Below are 19,341 nucleotides of genomic sequence, written 5' to 3' on the forward strand. Positions count from 1 at the left end.
TTTCTATACTTCGCCGTCCCAGTCCGGAATGACTTCTCCGTCTTCCGTGAGTCCGGCATCTTTCATTGTAAGCTCATATGCCCCGTGTTCCGCAGTCTGCTCTCTCGCCGCTTCCGGATCGAGGATCGCATCGACAAGGTCATATCCGCTTGATTTTACTATATTTATCGGAATCTGTAAAGCATCTTCCGCCTGGGTCTTTGTGATGTCATCCAGGAAAACTTCTTCTCCGCTTTTGAACATGACGGCCGGAAGAAGCAATCTCTCTCCCAGCGGTCTTTCTTTCAGCTGTGCGATCAGATCCTGCCCCGTGATGAGGCCGGCCACCGTGATCTTCTCCCCGAAGAAGTCATTCCGGATCCGATATACATGGACGTTTCGTCCCGGATAGACCTTTTCGATCTCCCTCACAAGCTTTTCCAGATACGGGTACGGCAGGTATCCCGTCGCGATCGAGAGTTCTTCCTTCACCCCGTCGTCCTTCTTCCCGTCCAGGGCGTCCATCACCTCTTCCTGAAGGAGGCGCAGCATGCCGACGCCATTTTCCAGCTGGATATATCCGTCATAGCGTCCTTCCTCCGGCATCTCCCGTTCCGCCAGAATATACCACTCGTCGCTTGCATGGATAAAATGGATCCCGTGGCGCTCATAATTGATCTTCTGCCATTTTTCGATCAGGTCGATGACCTCACAGGCATCTTCCTTTGTAAACGGTTCCAGCGGATAAAGGCCGTCACGGTATTTCGAGAGTCCGACCGGAACAACCGACACACTCTGCATTACCGGCGCATACTTTGAGAGCTGCTCGATCGTGTACGCCAGTTCCTTTCCGTCATTGACGCCTTTGCAGAGAACGATCTGCCCGTTCATCTCCGTCTCCGCCTCGTAAAGCCGGTCGATCTTCTTTAACGCCTCCCCCGCAAACCGGTTGTGGAGCATTTTGCAGCGCAGCTCCGGGTTCATCGTCTGGACCGAGATATTGATCGGAGCCAGATGGAAACGGATGATACGCTCGATATCCTTGTCCTTCATATTTGTCAGGGTGATGTAGTTTCCCTGGAGGAACGAAAGTCTCGAGTCATCGTCCTTAAAGTAGAGAGTTTCACGCATTCCCGGCGGCATCTGGTCGATAAAGCAGAATATGCACTTGTTGGAACATGACTTGTAGTCACTCATGAGTCCGTTCTCGAAGGTGAGTCCTAAGTCCTCCCCGCCGCTCTCGATCTCAAGTTCCCACTCTTCGCCGTCTGCTTTCCGGACGACCATCACGAAGCTCTCAGCGTCCGTCATATAATCATAGTCGAAGATATCTTCCAGTTCCTCCCCGTCTATGGTAAGAAGCACATCGCCCGGCTCCAGTTCCAGTTCTTCTGCGATGGAACCGGGAGCGACTGCCGTAATTTTATGTCCCTGATATTTCACTTTATTTTCCCTTCCTGCATGGTTCTAAACACAATCATACCAATCTTCCTCCAATTTGTAAAGGAATGTTCTGACGAATTTTCATGCGAAACTATTGACGAAAAATGTCCGAAAATGGTATACTCGGCGTGGAATGCCTGCTCATCCCGTATAATAAGGAAATGCAGGTCAAAAATATGATCGGACAGTCTGACCTGACAAGAGATCAGACCGCACCACTAAAAATCGGAGGATTATCTGACATGTCTAATCAGTACGTTTTCAACGACCGTCTGCCGCTCGCACCGCTTAAGATCGCTGCTCTTGAGAGCTGCCGTGATCTTGCGCAGAAAGTCAATGACCACATCGTAAACTTCCGCCGCAACGATACGGAAGAATTAATTCGCCGTCAGGGCAATTTACAGTACCGCGGCTACGATGTTGACTCCTACCTTCTCGACTGCGCATGCCCGCGTTTCGGAAGCGGTGAAGCAAAGGGAATCGTAAATGAGTCTGTTCGCGGAACCGATATTTTCTGCATGGTCGATGTGACAAACCACTCTCTCACCTACAAGATGTCCGGATATGTAAACCACATGTCCCCGGATGACCACTACCAGGACTTAAAGAGGATCATCGGTGCGACCGCATCAACTGCACACCGCATCAACGTGATCATGCCGTTCCTTTACGAGAGCCGTCAGCATAAGCGTACTCACAGAGAGTCTTTAGACTGCGCAATGGCGCTTGAAGAGTTAGTAAGCATGGGCGTGTCCAACATCATCACATTTGATGCACACGACCCGCGTGTACAGAATGCGATCCCGTTATCCGGTCTCGACAATTTCATGCCGACCTACCAGTTCGTAAAAGCACTGTTTAAACATGACAATACCTTAAAGATCGATAAAGACCACTTAATGGTCATCAGCCCGGATGAGGGTGCTATGAGCCGTGCCGTATACCTCGCCAACAACCTCGGCGTTGATATGGGTATGTTCTACAAGAGAAGAGACTACTCCAAGGTCATCAACGGAAGAAACCCGATCGTTGCCCATGAGTTCCTCGGAAGCTCTGTAGAAGGAAAGACTGTGATCGTTGTCGACGATATGATCGCATCCGGCGAGAGCATGCTCGACACCGCAAAAGAGTTAAAGGAGCGCAAAGCTGAGAAGGTTGTTGTATGCTGTACCTTCGGTCTCTTCACTGCAGGCTTCGACAAATTCGACGAGTTCTACCAGAAGGGTTATATCGACAGCGTTGTCACAACAAACTTAAACTACCGTTCCCCGGAACTCTTCACAAAGGAATGGTATGTGGAAGCTGATATGAGCAAGTACATTGCTGCCATCATCAACTCCTTAAACCACGACGTTTCCATCGGAAACTCCCTGTCCCCGACAGACAAGATCCAGAAGCTCATCAGAAAGTACAACGAGGGACTTCTGTAATCCTGAATTTCAGAAAATCTTTTACGCCGCCCGGTTTCTATTATGGATCCCAGGCGGCGCTTTTTAGTTTCATAAGAAAGTGCGGACTTTGGCTCGCTGTTCGCGCAAACTGGAAAAAGGGCGGGAACCCTGACACTTCTGCCGGGATTCCCGCCCCTTCTTATATTATTGCAATTTTTAGTTTCCGTTCGTACGTCTCACCTTGCTGATATCCAGCTTATCGGCTGCGGAGGAGTCAAACTCGACCGCAAACTGTACATTGTCAGGAAGTGCTTTCTTCTTCAGGACCTCGAAGTACTGGGATGCATCCTTGATGACAAGTCCTGTTGTATTCCAGTTGTCGCCCGGAAGGATCCATACCTTTACGTTTGCAACTTTCAGCTCATACGGAAGCTTCTGGGATACCCACTCGGTCTTTCCGTATTTGGACAGACAGTTATATACATCGCCCATCGTAAGTTTTCCAGTCGATCCGTCAAAGAGTTCCGTCTTCTCGTAAGTGTTTGTTCCGCCCTTGTCGCTTGCCTCCTGGAGCGTATCGGCATTCAGTTTCAGATTTCCGGAATTTACGGCTGCTGCCTGTGTCGGCTGCGGATTTGCCTTTGTGGTCTCCTTCACAGTTTCTTTTACCGCCGCTGTCGTCTCCTTTGCCGCAGCGGAAGTTTCCTCTTCGGTCTCTGCCGCCGTTTCTTCTTCCGTTTCATCTGCAGCATCCGTCTCATCGCCGGCTGTCTCATCATCCTCATATGGATTGTGATCCAACAATTTTCCGTCCACATCCGCGAAACGTCCGTCCGGAGTCGTGTCGTCCACCAGCATTCTTCCGTCATCCTCGAAGTAATATACCGCGCCGTCAAGCTGCTGGTATCCTGTCACTGCACTCGCATAGAGGCGTCCGGCCGCCGAGCTGAAGTAATAAGAGCCGCCGGTCTCATCCGTATACCATCCAAGTCTCCAGGAACCGTCCTTGTTAAGGCAATATGTATAATCTCCACCGCTGATCACGCCCGCGTCATAGTTGGACGGCGCCAGTGCGAACGCACGTTTGTAATATTTGGAAGCGCCTTCCACATCTCCGGCCTCCAGGAGTTCATCTGCTTTCGCATATGCCTCATCCGCTGCGGAAGAACGATAACTGTCCAGTTCCTCTTTATAGCTCTTATTTCCAGGTCTCATGGAAGCTGCCTTCTCCCAGAATTTCAGGCATGCATCCACATCCTCAAGTTCCATATAATAGGAGGATGCTGAATTTAAAAATTCATCCAGCTGCTCATCCGTCACCGTGGAATTCTGGTTGACAAAGCGCTCCAGTCCGCTCTGGACGATGCTCTCCGCCTCTTTTGCCTTTCCGGTATCAACATACACGGTGATCAGCATGGAATACGCATCGATCCGGTCCGGAGCTTCATCGATCACGGCCTTTAAAGTCTCAATCGCCTGGTCATTTTTCCCTTCGTCATAACAATACTGCCCGTAGGAAATTCTCGCCTCCAGCAGAGCACTTTTAATACTCTCATCGTTCTGATCCGCTTTCTGGAGGACTGCCACTGCGTTTTCGTAGTCATCCATCATGGAGTACGCTTCTGAGAGCTGTAAGGAGTTCTCCACGGTAACCCCGTCGATCTCCTGAAGCTTTAAGAGCCACGGGATCGCAGTCTCATAGTCTTCATTGTCTGTCAGGACCTGGCAGATCGAGCGGATGCAGTTCTCCTGCTCTTTCTCCAGGGACGGATCTTTCGTCTTTTCATATCCCTGTTTTAAGATTGCCTCCGCCTCGTCATATTCCTCATTTCCGATATATGCCTTGGAAAGCTGGATATAAGCTTTGCTGTAATTCGGATCGAGTTCAATACATTTTAACAGTGATTCGATCGCACTCTCATAATCTTCTTCTCCAACATACCCGGCTCCTTCCTTATAAAGGCTCTCCGCTTCTGTTGAACTTGCCTGCGCTTCCTGGGTCACACCGTTCACCGAAGTGTCTTTCTTTCCGCACGCGGAGCAGAGTACAAGCGCCGCGGCCATGATCAAAAACCATTTTCTCATTCTAATTCCTCATTTTCTGTCGGAGCATTCTGCATCCCGGAAATCTTTTATCCGATCAGCAGGCTGTCACGTTCCAGTCTTTGTTCATAAAACGGTCATCCATAAACTGTAACGATTTTTCCGTTCATTCGTCTACATTATAGCTTATCAGTTTATAACTATACCATTTTTCTCTCTTTCTGTCCAGATGTAAGTCAATGGAAAACTATGGCATAACTTCGGCAAAACTGTGAACGTTCCGGGAAATCTCCTCACTCCGGTCAGGAAGTCTGTATTTTAACAAGGCTACGGAAGTCTCTTACCTCTTCTGCAAGGTAATAGGCAGGGAATGGAATTTGCCTGTATCAGGCGGAACGTAAATATCTTTTGACCTCAACAAGTGAAAACACGCTTCGCGAGTTTCCCCTTGTTATCGCGACAGTCGCCAAGGTCTCGCGCAAGAGCGGACTTTGGCTCGTTGTTCGCGTAAAAAAGGGGACCAGCCTTGCGGCTGATCCCTGAATTCGTAGTCTGTTCGTAACTGTTCAGTGTCCTCACAGTTACGTGCAAAAATCCATTCCAAATCAGCTCCGCCGATGGGATTTTTGCCTTCCGTCCCATGTTTTATTACGGTCAGCGCAGCAAGTGAGCAGACCTACTGAATAGTTACCTCTATTCTTATCTTTCAAAAACTTTAAGCGTCCACTTCTCCGCCTGCAGTTCTCGCTTCCACTTCTTTCTTCTGTACATCGCCAGGAGCCTGCTCGTAACGGCTGAATTCATAGGAGAATTCTCCGATACCGCCAGTCATGGAGCGGAGATCCGTATTGTAGCCGAACATCTCGGACATCGGGACATCCGCCACGATCTCCTGTTTTCCGCCATGGAGAGAGTTCATTCCGAGAACGCGTCCTCTTCTTCTGTTCAAATCACCCATAACATCGCCGGTGAACTTATCCGGAACAACGACTTTCACAGAGGCGATCGGCTCTAAGAGAACAGGATTTGCTTCCATAAATCCTTTCTTGAAGGCCATTGTTGATGCCATCTTGAACGCCATCTCGGAGGAGTCTACCGGATGGTAGGAGCCATCGAGAAGAGTTGCCTTGATGCCGACTACCGGGTATCCTGCCAGAGGTCCCTTTAAGCAGCATTCCTGCACGCCTTTTTCAACTGCCGGGAAGTAGTTCTTCGGAACCGCTCCGCCGAATACTTTCTCTTCAAAAATATACGGGGTCTCAAGGTCGCCGGACGGTTCAAAGGACATCTTGACATCACCGAACTGTCCATGTCCGCCGGACTGTTTCTTATAGCGGCCAGGAGCTTCCACTTTCTTGCGGATCGTCTCGCGGAACGCAAATTTCGGTTTGGAGAGTTCCACATCGACTTTGTAGCGGCCGAGAAGCTTGCTGACTGTAACTTCGAGCTGCTGGTCACCGATTCCGTAGAGTAAGCTCTGACGATTCTCCGTATCGTTCACAACGCGGAGTGTCAGATCCTCCTCCATCATTCTTGCGAGTGCGCTGGAGATCTTGTCCTCGTCGCCCTTTGTCTTGGCTGCAAACCGCATATAAGTGTACGGTGTGGAGATCTTCGGTTTGTGGTATACGATCGGAGCAGATCTGAGGGCGATCGTATCGCCGGTCTGTGTCACGGAGAGTTTCGCTACAGCACCGATATCGCCGGCCCTTAACTCCGGAACCTCGATCACGTCCTTGCCTCTCAGCACGTAGACTTTTGCGATCTTTTCTTCTGCGTCTTTATTTACATTGTAAAGGGTGCTGTCCGGTTTTAATGTTCCGGTGCATACCTTCATTAAGGAATATTTTCCGATAAACGGGTCAACGATGGTCTTGAATACTCTCGCAGAGAGGGAAACCTCGTCATTGTATTTTGCGGTGAAATGCTCGCCGTTTGATACGTCAACGCCGACGCACTCGCCCTTATCCGGTGACGGGAAGTAGCGGTCGATCGCATTTAACAGCGCATTGAAGCCCTGGCAGTTGGTTCCGGAACCCATCATGACCGGAACGATCGAACCGTCGCACACATGAGTCTGTACTGCGGTATAAATCTCATCCTGCGTGAATTCTTCGCCGGAGAAGTAACGTTCCATGTACTCTTCACTCGTCTCGGCAACTGCCTCGATCAGGGCGTCACGGATAATTCCGAGGTTTTTCTTTGTGTACTCCGGGATCTCGCAGTCCTCATAATCGGACAGGTTCGTAAAGCGGCGGCCCTGCATCTTGACTGCGTTTACGAAACCGACGAATTTCTCGTTTTCGCGGATCGGCACCTGGAACGGAGCGATCTTTCTTCCGAACTTCTTCTCAAGTTTTAAGATCAGTTCACGGAAGGATGCGTGATCATCATCCATGTTTGTGACAAATATGATTCTCGGGAGTTTATATTCTTCACACAGATCCCATGCTTTTTCTGTACCAACTTCGATCCCTGCCTTGCAGTTTACAACAATGATCGCTGCGTCAGCGGCGCTGACAGCCTCTTCCACTTCACCAACGAAATCGAAGTAACCCGGGGTATCAAGAAGGTTGATCTTGATCTTTCCTTCTGCTCCCTCGTACTCGATCGGAACCATTGTAGTGGAGATCGAGAACTGTCTCTTGATCTCTTCTTTATCATAGTCACTGATCGTATTTCCGTCAGCAACCTTGCCCATTCTCTTTGTAACGCCGGTCAGATAAGCCAGTGCCTCGGCTACCGTCGTCTTACCGGCGCCGCCGTGCCCTAAAAGTACAACATTTCGGATCTGTTTTGTTCCATAAATATCCATATGAATCCCTCCCGTATATGTTTTTTTGCCATTTTTTCAAAAGACTTCCGCAAATTACGGAGTTCAGATGTTCTGGCGATACTGCTTATTGCCTATGGTCATATTTTACCAAAACTTTTCGAATTTTTCAAGCTAAATATCGAAATTGCACAAAATATTTTCGATTGTTTTTGGGATATTGCGGAAAACATGGGCGTTTTGGCGGAAAAGCTTTTAAAAATCTGGGTGGGTTTCTTATTTTCTGCGATATTTTTGAGATTGAGGAAAGATTTGTTTTGCGGTGAGTTTCCGGGTGGGAGTGCCGGGATCAAGCACTCCCACCCGGAAACTCACCGCCCGCGAATGGAATGGCAGCGCGGGGTTTTCAATTTATAAAGTTTTATAGAATGTGAATAGGATCTCTCCTCCGCAGTCGTTACAGTGCCGTGCAGTTTTCTAAGTCAGAAAAAAGATAAGAAATGCATCGATGATCCGGGTCTTGATTTTGCCACTTTAAAGTGTTGATTTTTTTCTGTTGACATTCCCACACCCATGTTATAAAATCGAAGAGATAAAGGAGGGATTACAAAATGTCTGATTCTACTTTTGGTTTTATCGGTCTTGGTCTCATCGGCGGTTCGATCGCCAGAGGCCTGCGCCGCGCAAATAAAGATATTACCATTATGGCGTACATGCGGACCCGCTCGAAGCTTGAGCAGGCAAAGAAAGAGGGGACGATCGATATCATCCTTGACGGGATCGATGAGACGCTCTCCGCATGTGACATCATCTTTCTCTGTACCCCGGTGGAGTACAATGCCATGTATCTGGAAAAGGTCCGTCCGTTCTTAAAACCGGGTGCCATTATCACGGATATCGGCAGCACAAAGACCGACATCCACAAGGCTGTGGAACGGCTCGGATATGAGGATGTCTTCGTTGGCGGTCATCCGATGGCAGGCTCTGAAAAGACCGGTTATGAGAGTTCAACTGACCATCTTCTCGAAAATGCCTACTATATTATTACTCCGACCGCAAGATCGACTCCGGAACAGATCGACCGGATCCGCGAAGTCGCCCTGGCGATCGGTGCCCTGCCGCTTGTTCTGGATTACCATGAGCACGATTTTTCTGTCGCCGCGATCAGTCATCTCCCGCACCTTGTTGCGTCCAGTCTCGTCAATCTTGTCCATGACAATGATTCGAAGGACGAGATCATGAAGCGGCTGGCGGCCGGCGGTTTTAAAGATATCACGAGGATCGCCTCCTCCTCCCCTGTCATGTGGGAGCAGATCTGCATGACAAATACTGAAAATATCCTGACCCTCCTGAAGCGCTACATCGCGTCCCTGGAGTCCATCTGTGATACGCTCGAGCACCATGACGGAAGTGCAATCTACCGGATGTTCGAGGAATCAGGAAAATACCGTTCTTCCTTCCCGAACCGCGGCCGCGGTCCGATCGAGCGCGATTATTCCTTCAGTGTCGATGTTCTCGATGAACCGGGATCCATCTCCGTCCTCTCCGCGATCCTTGCCGCAAAGGGCATCAGTGTCAAAAACATGGGCATCAATCACAGCCGTGAGGAAGGGGAAGGCGCTCTCCGCATTTCCTTTTATAAAGAAGAACAGAAAAATGAGGCAGCAAGTCTCCTGAAGAGTCACAACTACGTTCTGACAAAATAACAAGTGAAAACACGCTTCGCAAGTTTCCCCTTGTTATCGCGACAGTCGCCAAGGCCTCGCGCAAGCGCGGACTTTGGCTCGTTGTTCACGCAAATAAAAACATCGAGGTATTTACCATGAAACTCCATAAAGCAGCTCATATCCGGGGCGAGATCACTGTCCCGGGTGATAAATCCATCTCCCACCGCAGCGTCATGTTCGGCTCCATTGCGAAGGGGACTACGGAGATCCACAATTTCTTAGAGGGCGCTGACTGCCTTTCGACCATCGGCTGTTTCCGCCGCATGGGGATCGAGATTGAAAATAAAAACGGTACCGTAATCGTCCACGGAAAGGGCATGCACGGGCTGACCGCCCCGTCCGGGACGCTTGACTGTGGAAATTCCGGAACGACAACGAGACTCATCTCCGGCATTCTCGCTCCTCAAAATTTTGATGTAACACTGACCGGTGACGAATCGATCCAGAAGCGCCCTATGAAGCGGATCATCGAACCGCTGTCCATGATGGGCGCTGACATCAAGAGCATCCGCGGCAATGACTGTGCGCCGCTTAAAATCTGTGGAATGCCGCTCGCAGGCATCCACTACACATCAAAAGTTGCCTCCGCCCAGGTGAAATCCGCCATTCTTCTCGCAGGTCTCTATGCAGACGGTCTCACGACCGTCACTGAGCCGCAGGTATCGAGAAACCACACGGAACTCATGCTGAAATTTTTCGGCGCTGAACTGGAGTCCAAAGAAACTTCCGTGACGATCTGGCCGGCAACGGAGCTTTTCGGCAACCGGATCGATGTCCCGGGTGACATCTCCTCATCCGTCTATTTTGTCGCAGCCGGCCTCATCCTGCCAAATTCCGAAGTCCTGATAAAAAATGTCGGGATCAATCCGACAAGAGCCGGACTCATCAAAGTCTGTGAGGCGATGGGCGCTGATCTGACGCTCTTAAATGAGAACCACGGGAACGCGGAGCCAACGGCCGATCTCCTCGTCCGTACCAGCAGCTTAAAAGCCTGCACCATCGAAGGGGATATCATCCCGACGCTCATCGACGAACTTCCGACGATCGCCATGATGGCATGTTTTGCAGAAGGTACCACCGTGATCCGCGACGCCGCCGAATTGAAAGTAAAGGAATCCAACCGGATCGCCATCATGGTCGAAAACCTGCGTGCGATGGGCGCTGATGTCGAAGAGACGGAAGACGGCATGATCATCCACGGTGGAAAACCGCTCCACGGCGCTGTCATTGACAGCCATAAAGATCACCGGATCGCAATGACCTTCGCAGTTGCCGCGCTGGCCGCTGAGGGGGAGACGGAAATCCATGACGCAGACTGCGTGAATATCTCCTATCCGGCGTTTTACAAGGAACTGGAGAGACTGACAGAATAAGAGCAAAGATTCGTATAAAAAGGGACATGGAACCATCCAATAACTGATGGTCCATGTCCTTTTTATATGGATCGAACACACGTGAGACTTCGTGCGTATTTTGTGGAAAGTCTAAAAAAGGCAAAGAAAAAAGATAACCCCAGGCACATAGGAATGCTCAGTACTAAGCGCCTACCCCATTTTGGGACCCAGTGTTAATCCTTCACAAGTTATCTTATTTGTATTATAATATTATGTTTGATCTTTGCCAATGTATAACATTAAACAGTAAAAAAGTATCATCACAGCAAGACCAAGCAAGAATACAAATCCAAGCAGGGCCGACATTTTTTATGGATCCTTGATCATCCCATTGCAATCCGGTACAAAAAGCATACGTCAAAGCACGGAAGAGGTGGCAAACATCATGTCAGACACGCTTCTGAATGATCCTGTAGTTGTCAATCACAGGTAAAAATTCAACAGTAGACAAATAGTAGACAAATCACCTTTTTTGCCCTCTTTCGGACCTACTTTTCAAACCTGTAAAAACACGAAAACCCCTTGATTTCTCAAGGGGTTTTGTAATCAGCTCCCGGCCGGACTCGAACCGGCGACCTACGCATTACGAATGCGTTGCTCTACCAACTGAGCCACGGAAGCACCTTTAAAAAATGCTGCTGCTTACGCAACAGCAAGTGACCTGTCCGGGAATCGAACCCGGGTTTACGCCGTGAGAGGGCGTCGTCTTGACCGCTTGACCAACAGGCCTTGGTTTGTATAAGTCGAGGCGACAAGATTCGAACTTGCGACCTCTGCGTCCCGAACGCAGCGCTCTACCAAACTGAGCCACGCCTCGATTACGTACGTAAGTATAATACAGATTTACGGAAATGTCAACAGCTTTTTTTGATTTTTTTCTATTTTTTGCATTTTTTCTACATTAGCTACACTTTTGGCGTTTCTTCACTGTAAAACAGCCTCCTGCCAGGGAGTCTCTGGACTCCGCTCACTCTCCCACAAGCTGCTATCAAAGGTTTTGTATACTATTTTCACTCTTCTTGCGGATCACCTTTTCATTATCCTGAATTTCCGCAAAGAAATTAACAGAAAAGTTTTCCATTTTATCAAAATTGTGGTATAATATCTGTACACAAATATATTCATCAGAGGGGGCGTTCTTATGAAGGCAATCAGAATCATTCTTTCTATCGCAATGCTGGTCACTGCCGGTCTCGGCGCATTCAATGTGATCCCGCTTCGGACCGCATATTTCACACTGATCATTCTCGTTGCCGTTACGGTCTGTATCCGCATCACCCGCAGGATCATCAGCAATGACACCCCGCACACAGTCGTCCGCATTATCAGTGAGATCATCGCATCCCTCTGTATTCTGGGATTCGCGTTTTTTACTTACCGCACGATCGGATAAATGTTCATAAATCGCAAAAGCCTGGCATCGCATATATGATGCCAGGTTTTTATAATAGATACTATGCGGGCATGCTCACCACAGACTGCCCGTTTTCCGATTGCATGACTGACAGCAACTCAGGCGGCACTTCACCACAAATATATTTTTTACATCATCTTCTTGATCGTCTCACAGAGCTCTGCCACCGCAGTCTCCTCATTCCCATTCCGGATATCTTCCACCACACAGGTTTTGATATGATTTGACAGCAGGACCTTACAGAAGCCATTCAGTGCAGACTGCACCGCCGATACCTGGACCAGGATATCCGGGCAGTAGCGCTCGTCCTGGACCATGGCTTTGATGCCGCGGACCTGTCCTTCGATCCGGCTCAAACGGTTTAAAAGGTCCTTCTCTTCTTTTTCTGTCCTGTGTTTGTGGCGGCAGTGACAGACTGCATCATCGGTCCCTGCATCCGCAGCTGCCGCGTTTTCTGCCGCTTCTGCGCCTGTTTCCATATTTATGTTCATTGCCCCGTCTCCCCCGGAACAACAACATGATCGTTTTTCCATGTGCGACCTCCCAAATTTTTATATGTCCATGATAGCAGGAAAAGCCGCCCCGGAAGTATTGCATCCCGGGACAGCACATCTTCGACATCTGAGAAAATGCCATGATCCGTCTGAAAAACTGATCAGCCGATCACCTTATAATCCTTATCCTCGATCGCTTTCTTTAACACTTCTGTCGGAACATCCTTTGTAAGTGTCACAGTCGCAGTTCCTTTTACGTGATCTGCCTCTGCAGCAGATACGCCGTCGATCGCCTCGAGCGCCTTCTTTACAGTTGCCTCACAGTGACCGCACATCATACCTTCTACTTTCAGTGTCTTTTCCATAGTTTTACTCTCCTTCTCTTTCTTATGAGATTTTGTTTTTATCTTTTTGTCCCTGTCGGAACGCCGGATATCAAAGAAATTTAAACGCAGGGCGTTTGATACGACGCAAAAGCTCGATAAGCTCATCGCCGCAGCGCCGAACATCGGATTTAACTTCCACCCGAATACCGGGATCCAGAGTCCCATCGCGAGCGGAATTCCGATCACATTGTAGAAAAATGCCCAGAACAGATTCTCGTGGATATTTGTGAGTGTCGCGCGGCTCAGGCGGATCGCTGCCGGAACATCTGACAGGCGGCTCTTCATGAGGACCACATCCGCCGCATCGATTGCGACATCCGTTCCCGCTCCGATCGCAATTCCCATATCGGCTCTCGTGAGCGCCGGGGCATCGTTGATCCCGTCACCGACCATGGCAACCTTGCCTTTTTCTTTCAGCTTCCGGATCACGCTCTCTTTGCCGTCCGGAAGGACTTCGGCGATGACCTCGTCGACGCCGGCCTCTTTTCCGACCGCCTTCGCGGTGCGATCATTGTCTCCGGTCAGCATGACCACATGGATTCCCATGTTCTGAAGCTCCCTGATCGCCTGCGGGCTGTCTTCCTTGATCATATCCGCAACGGCGATGATGCCGATAAGTCTCTCATTCTCTGCAAAGAACAGCGGAGTCTTTCCACTCTCCGCGAGAGTTTCCGATTTCTGTTTCATCTCTTCCGGCACATTCACATGACTTCCGATAAAGTTCATGTTTCCACCGTAGATCGTATTTCCGTTTAATTTCGCAGAAAGTCCGTTTCCCGGAAGAGCCGCAAAGTCTGCCACGTCGGCTGCGGAAAGTCCCATCTCCTCGCCTTTTAAGAGAACTGCCTTTGCGAGCGGATGTTCACTCTTCTTCTCGAGCGCATACGCCATCGATAAAAGTTCTGTCTCTGTGATCCCCTCCGCCGGGACAATGTCTGTCACGCGGGGTTCGCCGCTTGTGATCGTTCCCGTCTTATCCAGGGCAACGATCTCCACTTTGCCCGTCTCCTCAAGGGAAACCGCTGTCTTAAAGAGAATTCCGTTCTTCGCTCCCATTCCGTTGCCGACCATGATGGCAACCGGAGTCGCAAGGCCTAACGCACACGGGCAGCTGATCACAAGAACGGAAATTCCTCTCGCCAGAGCGAATGCCATCGTCTCACCCGCAAGGAGCCAGCCGATCGTCGTGATCACTGCGATCGTGATGACTGCCGGCACGAACACGCCGGAGACTTTATCTGCGATCTTCGCGATCGGAGCTTTTGTGGCTGCCGCATCGCTGACCATTTTGATAATCTGGGAGAGCGTCGTGTCCTCTCCGACTCTGGACGCCTCGCAGCGGATAAATCCGGACTGGTTTAAGGTTGCTGCCGAAACAAGATCGCCTGCTGCCTTATCGACCGGAATGCTCTCACCCGTGAGGGCGGACTCGTTCACCGCGCTGTTTCCTTCCAGCACGATACCATCCACGGGTATATTTTCACCCGGGCGGACAACAAAGACATCACCTTTCTTGACCTGTGCGATCGGGACTGTGGTCTCCACGCCGTCCTTTTCGATCACCGCAGTCTTCGGTGCCAGCTTCATTAAGCCCTTTAAGGCATCGGTGGTGCGGCCCTTTGATCTCGCTTCCAGCATTTTTCCGACCGTGATCAGCGTCAGGATCATCGCAGCAGATTCAAAATAGAACTCGTGCATATATTCCATGACCGCGTCCATGTTTCCCTTTACCTGGACATCCGTCATCATGAACAGCGCGTATGTGCTCCACGCGAAGGACGCACTCGATCCAAGGGCGACCAGAGTGTCCATATTCGGGGCGCCGTGAAGCAGACTCTTAAAGCCGCTGATGAAGAATTTCTGGTTGATCACCATGACGATCACGGTGAGAAGAAGCTGTGTAAGCCCCATCGCCACATGGTTTCCATCGAAAAATTTCGGAAGCGGCCAGTTCCACATCATATGCCCCATGGAGAAATACATGAGGACCAGGAGAAAACCGATGGAGGAGACAAGTCTTTTTTTCAGGACCGGAGTCTCATGGTCTTCCAGGGCCGATTCATCGTAGAGCGCGCTGTCTCCGTCTCCATCTGATTTTTCTGCACCTTTTACGGACGCCCCGTATCCGGCAGCCTGGACCGCCGCAATAATTTCCGAGGAAGAAGCTGTCCCTTCGACTCCCATCGAGTTCGTGAGTAGACTCACAGAACACGAGGTGACGCCAGGCACTTTGGAAACCGCCTTTTCCACGCGGGTCTGGCAGGCAGCGCAGCTCATTCCTGTAACTGTATACTGTTCCATATCGTCGTTCCTTTCTGTTGCTGTATACCCATACCTGGTATATGTAAATAGTAACATAGAATACGGAAATGTCAAGGGCTGTTATTGAGATTTTTTGTCACTGATCCGTATACATGCAATCCGCCAAAGTCCTGTATCATCGGTACTCTTCTTGCACATTCCATTCTTTTATTCTATAATGATCGTAAAATATTATGCAGGAATACTCTTCTCTTAAAGAACACCAGAATCAGAACAAACAGGAGGAACTAAAATGGCAGTTGTAAAACCATTTATATGCATCAGACCAGCAAAGGAACATGCAGCGGAAGTAGCTGCTCTCCCCTATGATGTGTATAACCGGAAAGAGGCATGTGCGGCGGTAAAAGGAAATCCTCTTTCTTTTTTAAATATCGACCGGGCGGAGACCCAGTTTTCCGATGATGTCGATATCTATGCGGACTGTATATACGAAAAGGCAAGAGAGCTGCTCGATTCGCAGATCGCGGACGGGATCTACGTGACAGACGCAGGGGATCACTACTATCTTTACGAGCTGACGATGGACGGACGCAGCCAGACAGGGATCGTCGCCTGCTGTTCCATTGATGATTATGTGAACGGTGTGATCAAAAAGCATGAAAACACCAGGGAGGAAAAAGAACTGGACCGCATCCGCCATGTGGATACCGTCAATGCGCAGACAGGTCCTATTTTTCTGGCCTACCGGCAAAATATAGCCTTAAAGGAGATCGTTGCAGAAGAAAAAACGAAACCGGCTCTCTATGATTTTGTGTCCGACGACGGGATCCGCCACCGGGTATGGCGGATCGACGGAGCAGACCGGACAGACGCCATTGAAGCTGCATTTGCTGCGATTCCGTCCACCTACATCGCAGACGGGCATCACAGAGCCGCCTCCGCCGTAAAAGTCGGTCTGAAGCGCCGTACAAAGCATCCCGGTTATACGGGTGAAGAACCGTTCAACTATTTTCTCTCTGTATTATTCCCGGATGAGGAACTTATGATCCTCCCGTATAACCGGGTGGTCAGGGATCTGAACGGGATGAGCACGGAACAGTTTTTTGAGAAATTAAAAGAAAAATTCGAACTGGAAGAAATCGGGAAAGAACCTTATGCTCCGGTTCAAAAAGGAACCTTCGGCATGTATCTTGACGGGACATGGTACGTGTTAAAGATCCTTCCGCAGTACAGAAGCGCTGATCCGGTAAAGGGACTGGATGTCTCGATCCTTCAGGATCATCTTCTTGCACCGGTTCTTGGGATCGGTGATCCGAGAACCGATAAACGGATCGACTTTATCGGCGGAATCCGCGGATTAAAGGAGCTGGAACGCCGCGTTGGTGAAGATATGGAAGTCGCATTTTCCATGTATCCGACGTCCATCGAAGAACTTCTTTCCGTGGCGGACGCAGGACTCCTGATGCCGCCGAAGTCTACCTGGTTTGAGCCGAAGCTCCGAAGCGGATTATTTATCCACCGATTAAGCTGATCACAAGACGCCCGCCCAGTGTTCATTCACCGGACGGGCGTCTGACCAGTTCAAATCCTGAACCGACAATATAAAACTCTAGTAAAGCGGACATTCGCAATCCGCTTCGCTACTTGCTCATGAACGCAGTCGCTTCGCGATCTGTCAGTGGGAGCTTTCAACTCCCACTGACATAAGCATCCCACTCACCCACCGCTTAGTGCTCCGCGCACTTGAAGCGGGGGAATGCTTATCTGCGTTCAAAATTTCTTTATGCATCCCTTGATACGATCGACCGACTTTCCATTTAGTTTCCGTTTATCTCCAGAACTTCGTCTTCTCGACAAGCTTCGCATACACCCGCTCCACAAACCACGGCTCCGTAGATTTCTTTAACGCCGCCTCCGGCGTAAACCAAGCGACCCCACTGTTCTCATCCGCCTTCACAGACACCTGTTCCTCAGAATCCGCTTCCAGAAGATACGTCACATTCAGATGCAGATGACTGGACACATACCGTCCTTTTTTCACATGTCCGTCAACGGTGAGTGATTCCAGCGAAAAAATCTCCTCCGACACTGGCCGCACATCGGAAATTCCTGCTTCTTCCTTCACCTCCCGGATTGCAACCGCCAGAAGATCTGTCTCCCCATCCGCATGCCCGCCAAGCCATGACCAGGAATGATAAATATTGTGATACACCATAAGGACTTTACTCCTGTCCTTATCCACCACCCAAGCCGAAGCCGTCATGTGCGCCACCACATTATCCCGAAGGAACGCGTCATCATTCTTCTCGATCCAGTTTAGGATCAAAGCCTTATCCGCCTCTTCCTGCTCATTATAAGGCACATACCTTCTGATCTGACTTACCAGTTTCTGCCGATTCATCGCATAATTTCCTTCCAATATCATTCTTCTCTATCTGATAAAATGTGTCCGCACGACCTCTTCCTTCTCCGGAAGACCATACTTCTCTTTTCCAAGCTCAATGCTCTTCATGAGAAATGTCATATTTCTCGCAAGAACCCGCATCGTCTGAAGACCTTCCGCATCCCCCACAGCTTCTCCCGGTCCGCGCCCGTGGATGGAGTTCCAGTACTGACTAGATGCGATCGGCATGTTGCTGATCGTAAAATACTTATTTAACTCGTCAAAAGTCGCCGAACATCCGCCGCGTCTCGCACAGACAACGCTCGCCCCGACTTTCATTGTCTTATCAAAGGATGTACTATAAAACAGCCGGTCCAGAACCGCGATTAAGGTCGCATTTGCAGACGCATAATAAACAGGGCTTGCGACCACCAGTCCATCAGCCTCCGAAAGCTTCACCGCCAGCTTATTCACCACATCGTCGAACACACACTTCCCAAGCTCCGCGCAGCGATTACAGGCAATACATCCCCTTACCGCCTCACTGCCGACCTGCACGATCTCCGCGTCGACTCCCTCTTTTTCAAACACCGTTTTCATCTCATTCAACGCAATAGATGTATTTCCATTCGCCCGCGGGCTTCCATTGATCATCAATACTTTCATTATTTATCCTCCACACTCACTTTCAACACGTCCGGTCTCGCGTAATGTCCACAGACATCATGCTCCATCCGGCTCGCCGGGACCTTCTGCATGTCGAGGTCCGCGTAGATGATCTCCTCTTTATCCCACACAGTCTCACTCACCGCATGCCCGTAAGGATCGATCACGCAGCTTCCTCCCCGGCACACGATATCATTTAACTTCGCAATCTCCTCATCCCCGCTGGCGGTCTTCGGGTACATATCCTTCGTGAAATACATATCCGCATTGATGAAGAAGCAGTGTCCCTCGATGGCGATATGGCGGATCGTATTCTGCCACTCCTCATTGTCATTCGTATTCGGGGAAATATAGAGCGCAACTCCCTTCTGGTAAAGCGCCACTCTCGCAAGCGGCATGTAGCTCTCCCAACAGATCAGATTACCCATCGGTCCCCAAGGTGTCTCCATTACCGGGAAAAAATCCTTATCCGCATCTCCCCAGATCACACGTTCGCTGCCGGTAGGCTTCAGCTTTCTGTGATTCATCGTCTGTCCGTCTGGTGCGATCATGATATTGGAATTATAAAGTGTCGCCGTCACAGCGTCCCGCTCCGAATACCCAACACTCACATATACCGAATGTTCCTTCGCGCAGTCAACGATACTCTGCATCTCCGCTCCATCCGCCAGGATCGAATTGTCATAGTAAGTCTTCCAGTCCTCTCTTCCCGCCCTGCTGCGGCTTCCGACAGTAAATCCATAAGTCATTCCATATGGGTATCCCGGAATAAAAAGTTCAGGAAAAACGATCAGTTCCGCTCCCTTAGCGGCCGCCTCCCCGATCAGGGCGATGATCTTCTCCACACACTTGTCCTTATCGAACATGACTGGTGCTGCCTGTACCAGAGCGAGTTTACATGTATCCTTCTTGATAATCATAGTATTTTTCCTCCTGTCATTGCTGCAATCTTATATGTAAAACCTACCTGACGCCGATGATCTTTT

14 protein-coding genes and 3 tRNA genes are annotated in these 19,341 nt (G+C 49.8%); 6 read left to right on the plus strand and 11 right to left on the minus strand.

The window, feature by feature from the left end; genetic code table 11:
- Nucleotides 1-3: 3 nt before the first annotated feature.
- Entirely contained in the window at nucleotides 4-1,422 is a 1,419-nt protein-coding gene (locus tag ACI3EW_RS09390; protein ID WP_215702989.1) for a DUF512 domain-containing protein, read from the minus strand.
- Between the two features lie 242 nt (nucleotides 1,423-1,664).
- Between ACI3EW_RS09390 and ACI3EW_RS09395 the strand changes: the two genes are divergently transcribed.
- On the plus strand, nucleotides 1,665-2,852 hold the full coding sequence (locus tag ACI3EW_RS09395; protein ID WP_118298054.1) for a ribose-phosphate pyrophosphokinase: 1,188 nt from the start codon (nucleotides 1,665-1,667) through the stop codon (nucleotides 2,850-2,852).
- A gap of 177 nt (nucleotides 2,853-3,029) precedes the next feature.
- On the opposite strand, the gene ACI3EW_RS09400 is transcribed toward ACI3EW_RS09395, so the two are convergent.
- Together ACI3EW_RS09400 and ACI3EW_RS09405 are read right to left on the minus strand one after the other, a co-directional pair.
- On the minus strand, nucleotides 3,030-4,898 hold the full coding sequence (locus ACI3EW_RS09400; RefSeq protein ID WP_215702988.1) for a tetratricopeptide repeat protein: 1,869 nt from the start codon (nucleotides 4,896-4,898) through the stop codon (nucleotides 3,030-3,032).
- A gap of 673 nt (nucleotides 4,899-5,571) precedes the next feature.
- A complete protein-coding gene (locus ACI3EW_RS09405) occupies nucleotides 5,572-7,671 on the minus strand; it encodes an elongation factor G (RefSeq protein WP_118297904.1) in 2,100 nt (699 codons plus the stop codon).
- On the opposite strand from ACI3EW_RS09405, the gene ACI3EW_RS09410 reads away from it, so the two are divergent.
- From ACI3EW_RS09410 to aroA, 3 genes are all read left to right on the plus strand, one after another.
- Nucleotides 7,672-8,046 (plus strand): hypothetical protein, encoded by a 375-nt coding sequence (locus tag ACI3EW_RS09410; RefSeq protein WP_215702987.1) that lies wholly within the window; start codon nucleotides 7,672-7,674, stop codon nucleotides 8,044-8,046.
- 194 nt (nucleotides 8,047-8,240) lie between these two features.
- Entirely contained in the window at nucleotides 8,241-9,335 is a 1,095-nt protein-coding gene (locus tag ACI3EW_RS09415; protein WP_118529750.1) for a prephenate dehydrogenase, read from the plus strand.
- Between the two features lie 116 nt (nucleotides 9,336-9,451).
- Nucleotides 9,452-10,729, plus strand: coding sequence for a 3-phosphoshikimate 1-carboxyvinyltransferase (gene aroA / locus ACI3EW_RS09420; protein ID WP_405579000.1), 1,278 nt, complete (start codon nucleotides 9,452-9,454; stop codon nucleotides 10,727-10,729).
- A gap of 569 nt (nucleotides 10,730-11,298) precedes the next feature.
- On the opposite strand, the gene ACI3EW_RS09425 is transcribed toward aroA, so the two are convergent.
- The 3 genes from ACI3EW_RS09425 to ACI3EW_RS09435 all read right to left on the minus strand — a co-directional run bounded on the left by ACI3EW_RS09425 (nucleotide 11,299) and on the right by ACI3EW_RS09435 (nucleotide 11,567).
- Nucleotides 11,299-11,371: transfer RNA gene (locus tag ACI3EW_RS09425), tRNA-Thr, on the minus strand.
- A gap of 36 nt (nucleotides 11,372-11,407) precedes the next feature.
- Nucleotides 11,408-11,479 (minus strand) — tRNA-Glu (locus ACI3EW_RS09430).
- Nucleotides 11,480-11,493: 14 nt separating this feature from the next.
- Nucleotides 11,494-11,567: transfer RNA gene (locus tag ACI3EW_RS09435), tRNA-Pro, on the minus strand.
- Nucleotides 11,568-11,891: 324 nt separating this feature from the next.
- Between ACI3EW_RS09435 and ACI3EW_RS09440 the strand changes: the two genes are divergently transcribed.
- Nucleotides 11,892-12,143: a hypothetical protein gene (locus tag ACI3EW_RS09440; protein WP_118529748.1), complete on the plus strand. Its 252-nt coding sequence runs from the start codon at nucleotides 11,892-11,894 to the stop codon at nucleotides 12,141-12,143.
- Nucleotides 12,144-12,292: 149 nt separating this feature from the next.
- On the opposite strand, the gene ACI3EW_RS09445 is transcribed toward ACI3EW_RS09440, so the two are convergent.
- Together ACI3EW_RS09445 and ACI3EW_RS09450 are read right to left on the minus strand one after the other, a co-directional pair.
- Nucleotides 12,293-12,655: a metal-sensing transcriptional repressor gene (locus ACI3EW_RS09445; RefSeq protein ID WP_243022226.1), complete on the minus strand. Its 363-nt coding sequence runs from the start codon at nucleotides 12,653-12,655 to the stop codon at nucleotides 12,293-12,295.
- A gap of 164 nt (nucleotides 12,656-12,819) precedes the next feature.
- Nucleotides 12,820-15,345 carry a heavy metal translocating P-type ATPase gene (locus ACI3EW_RS09450; RefSeq protein WP_405578995.1) on the minus strand — a complete coding sequence of 842 codons (2,526 nt, stop codon included), beginning with the start codon at nucleotides 15,343-15,345 and terminating at the stop codon, nucleotides 12,820-12,822.
- 253 nt (nucleotides 15,346-15,598) lie between these two features.
- On the opposite strand from ACI3EW_RS09450, the gene ACI3EW_RS09455 reads away from it, so the two are divergent.
- A complete protein-coding gene (locus ACI3EW_RS09455) occupies nucleotides 15,599-16,837 on the plus strand; it encodes a DUF1015 domain-containing protein (RefSeq protein WP_405578993.1) in 1,239 nt (412 codons plus the stop codon).
- A 297-nt stretch (nucleotides 16,838-17,134) separates the two neighbouring features.
- Here the strand turns inward: ACI3EW_RS09455 and ACI3EW_RS09460 are convergent, their stop codons facing one another.
- From ACI3EW_RS09460 to ACI3EW_RS09470, 3 genes are read right to left on the minus strand one after another with little or no spacing between them, the layout of a single operon-like run.
- Nucleotides 17,135-17,707: an NUDIX hydrolase gene (locus ACI3EW_RS09460; protein WP_485662883.1), complete on the minus strand. Its 573-nt coding sequence runs from the start codon at nucleotides 17,705-17,707 to the stop codon at nucleotides 17,135-17,137.
- Between the two features lie 30 nt (nucleotides 17,708-17,737).
- On the minus strand, nucleotides 17,738-18,355 hold the full coding sequence (locus ACI3EW_RS09465) for a flavodoxin family protein (protein WP_015554272.1): 618 nt from the start codon (nucleotides 18,353-18,355) through the stop codon (nucleotides 17,738-17,740).
- Nucleotides 18,355-19,275 carry a carbon-nitrogen hydrolase family protein gene (locus ACI3EW_RS09470; RefSeq protein ID WP_405578988.1) on the minus strand — a complete coding sequence of 307 codons (921 nt, stop codon included), beginning with the start codon at nucleotides 19,273-19,275 and terminating at the stop codon, nucleotides 18,355-18,357. The genes ACI3EW_RS09465 and ACI3EW_RS09470 overlap by 1 nt, the downstream gene beginning before the upstream one ends.
- Nucleotides 19,276-19,341 lie beyond the last annotated feature (66 nt).

The organism is Pilosibacter rotomagensis (assembly GCF_045062245.2).
Classification (GTDB): domain Bacteria; phylum Bacillota; class Clostridia; order Lachnospirales; family Lachnospiraceae; genus Pilosibacter.

Excerpts from the sequence above, each read along its gene's own strand:
- ACI3EW_RS09450 (WP_405578995.1), bottom strand. The coding sequence starts at position 15,345 with ATGGAACAGTATACAGTTACAGGAATGAGCTGCGCTGCCTGCCAGACC.
- ACI3EW_RS09470 (WP_405578988.1), bottom strand. The coding sequence starts at position 19,275 with ATGATTATCAAGAAGGATACATGTAAACTCGCTCTGGTACAGGCAGCA.
- ACI3EW_RS09410 (WP_215702987.1), top strand. The coding sequence starts at position 7,672 with ATGAATCCCTCCCGTATATGTTTTTTTGCCATTTTTTCAAAAGACTTC.
- ACI3EW_RS09465 (WP_015554272.1), bottom strand. The coding sequence starts at position 18,355 with ATGAAAGTATTGATGATCAATGGAAGCCCGCGGGCGAATGGAAATACA.
- ACI3EW_RS09405 (WP_118297904.1), bottom strand. The coding sequence starts at position 7,671 with ATGGATATTTATGGAACAAAACAGATCCGAAATGTTGTACTTTTAGGG.
- ACI3EW_RS09460 (WP_485662883.1), bottom strand. The coding sequence starts at position 17,707 with ATGAATCGGCAGAAACTGGTAAGTCAGATCAGAAGGTATGTGCCTTAT.
- ACI3EW_RS09395 (WP_118298054.1), top strand. The coding sequence starts at position 1,665 with ATGTCTAATCAGTACGTTTTCAACGACCGTCTGCCGCTCGCACCGCTT.
- ACI3EW_RS09415 (WP_118529750.1), top strand. The coding sequence starts at position 8,241 with ATGTCTGATTCTACTTTTGGTTTTATCGGTCTTGGTCTCATCGGCGGT.
- ACI3EW_RS09440 (WP_118529748.1), top strand. The coding sequence starts at position 11,892 with ATGAAGGCAATCAGAATCATTCTTTCTATCGCAATGCTGGTCACTGCC.
- aroA (WP_405579000.1), top strand. The coding sequence starts at position 9,452 with ATGAAACTCCATAAAGCAGCTCATATCCGGGGCGAGATCACTGTCCCG.
- ACI3EW_RS09400 (WP_215702988.1), bottom strand. The coding sequence starts at position 4,898 with ATGAGAAAATGGTTTTTGATCATGGCCGCGGCGCTTGTACTCTGCTCC.
- ACI3EW_RS09445 (WP_243022226.1), bottom strand. The coding sequence starts at position 12,655 with ATGAACATAAATATGGAAACAGGCGCAGAAGCGGCAGAAAACGCGGCA.
- ACI3EW_RS09455 (WP_405578993.1), top strand. The coding sequence starts at position 15,599 with ATGGCAGTTGTAAAACCATTTATATGCATCAGACCAGCAAAGGAACAT.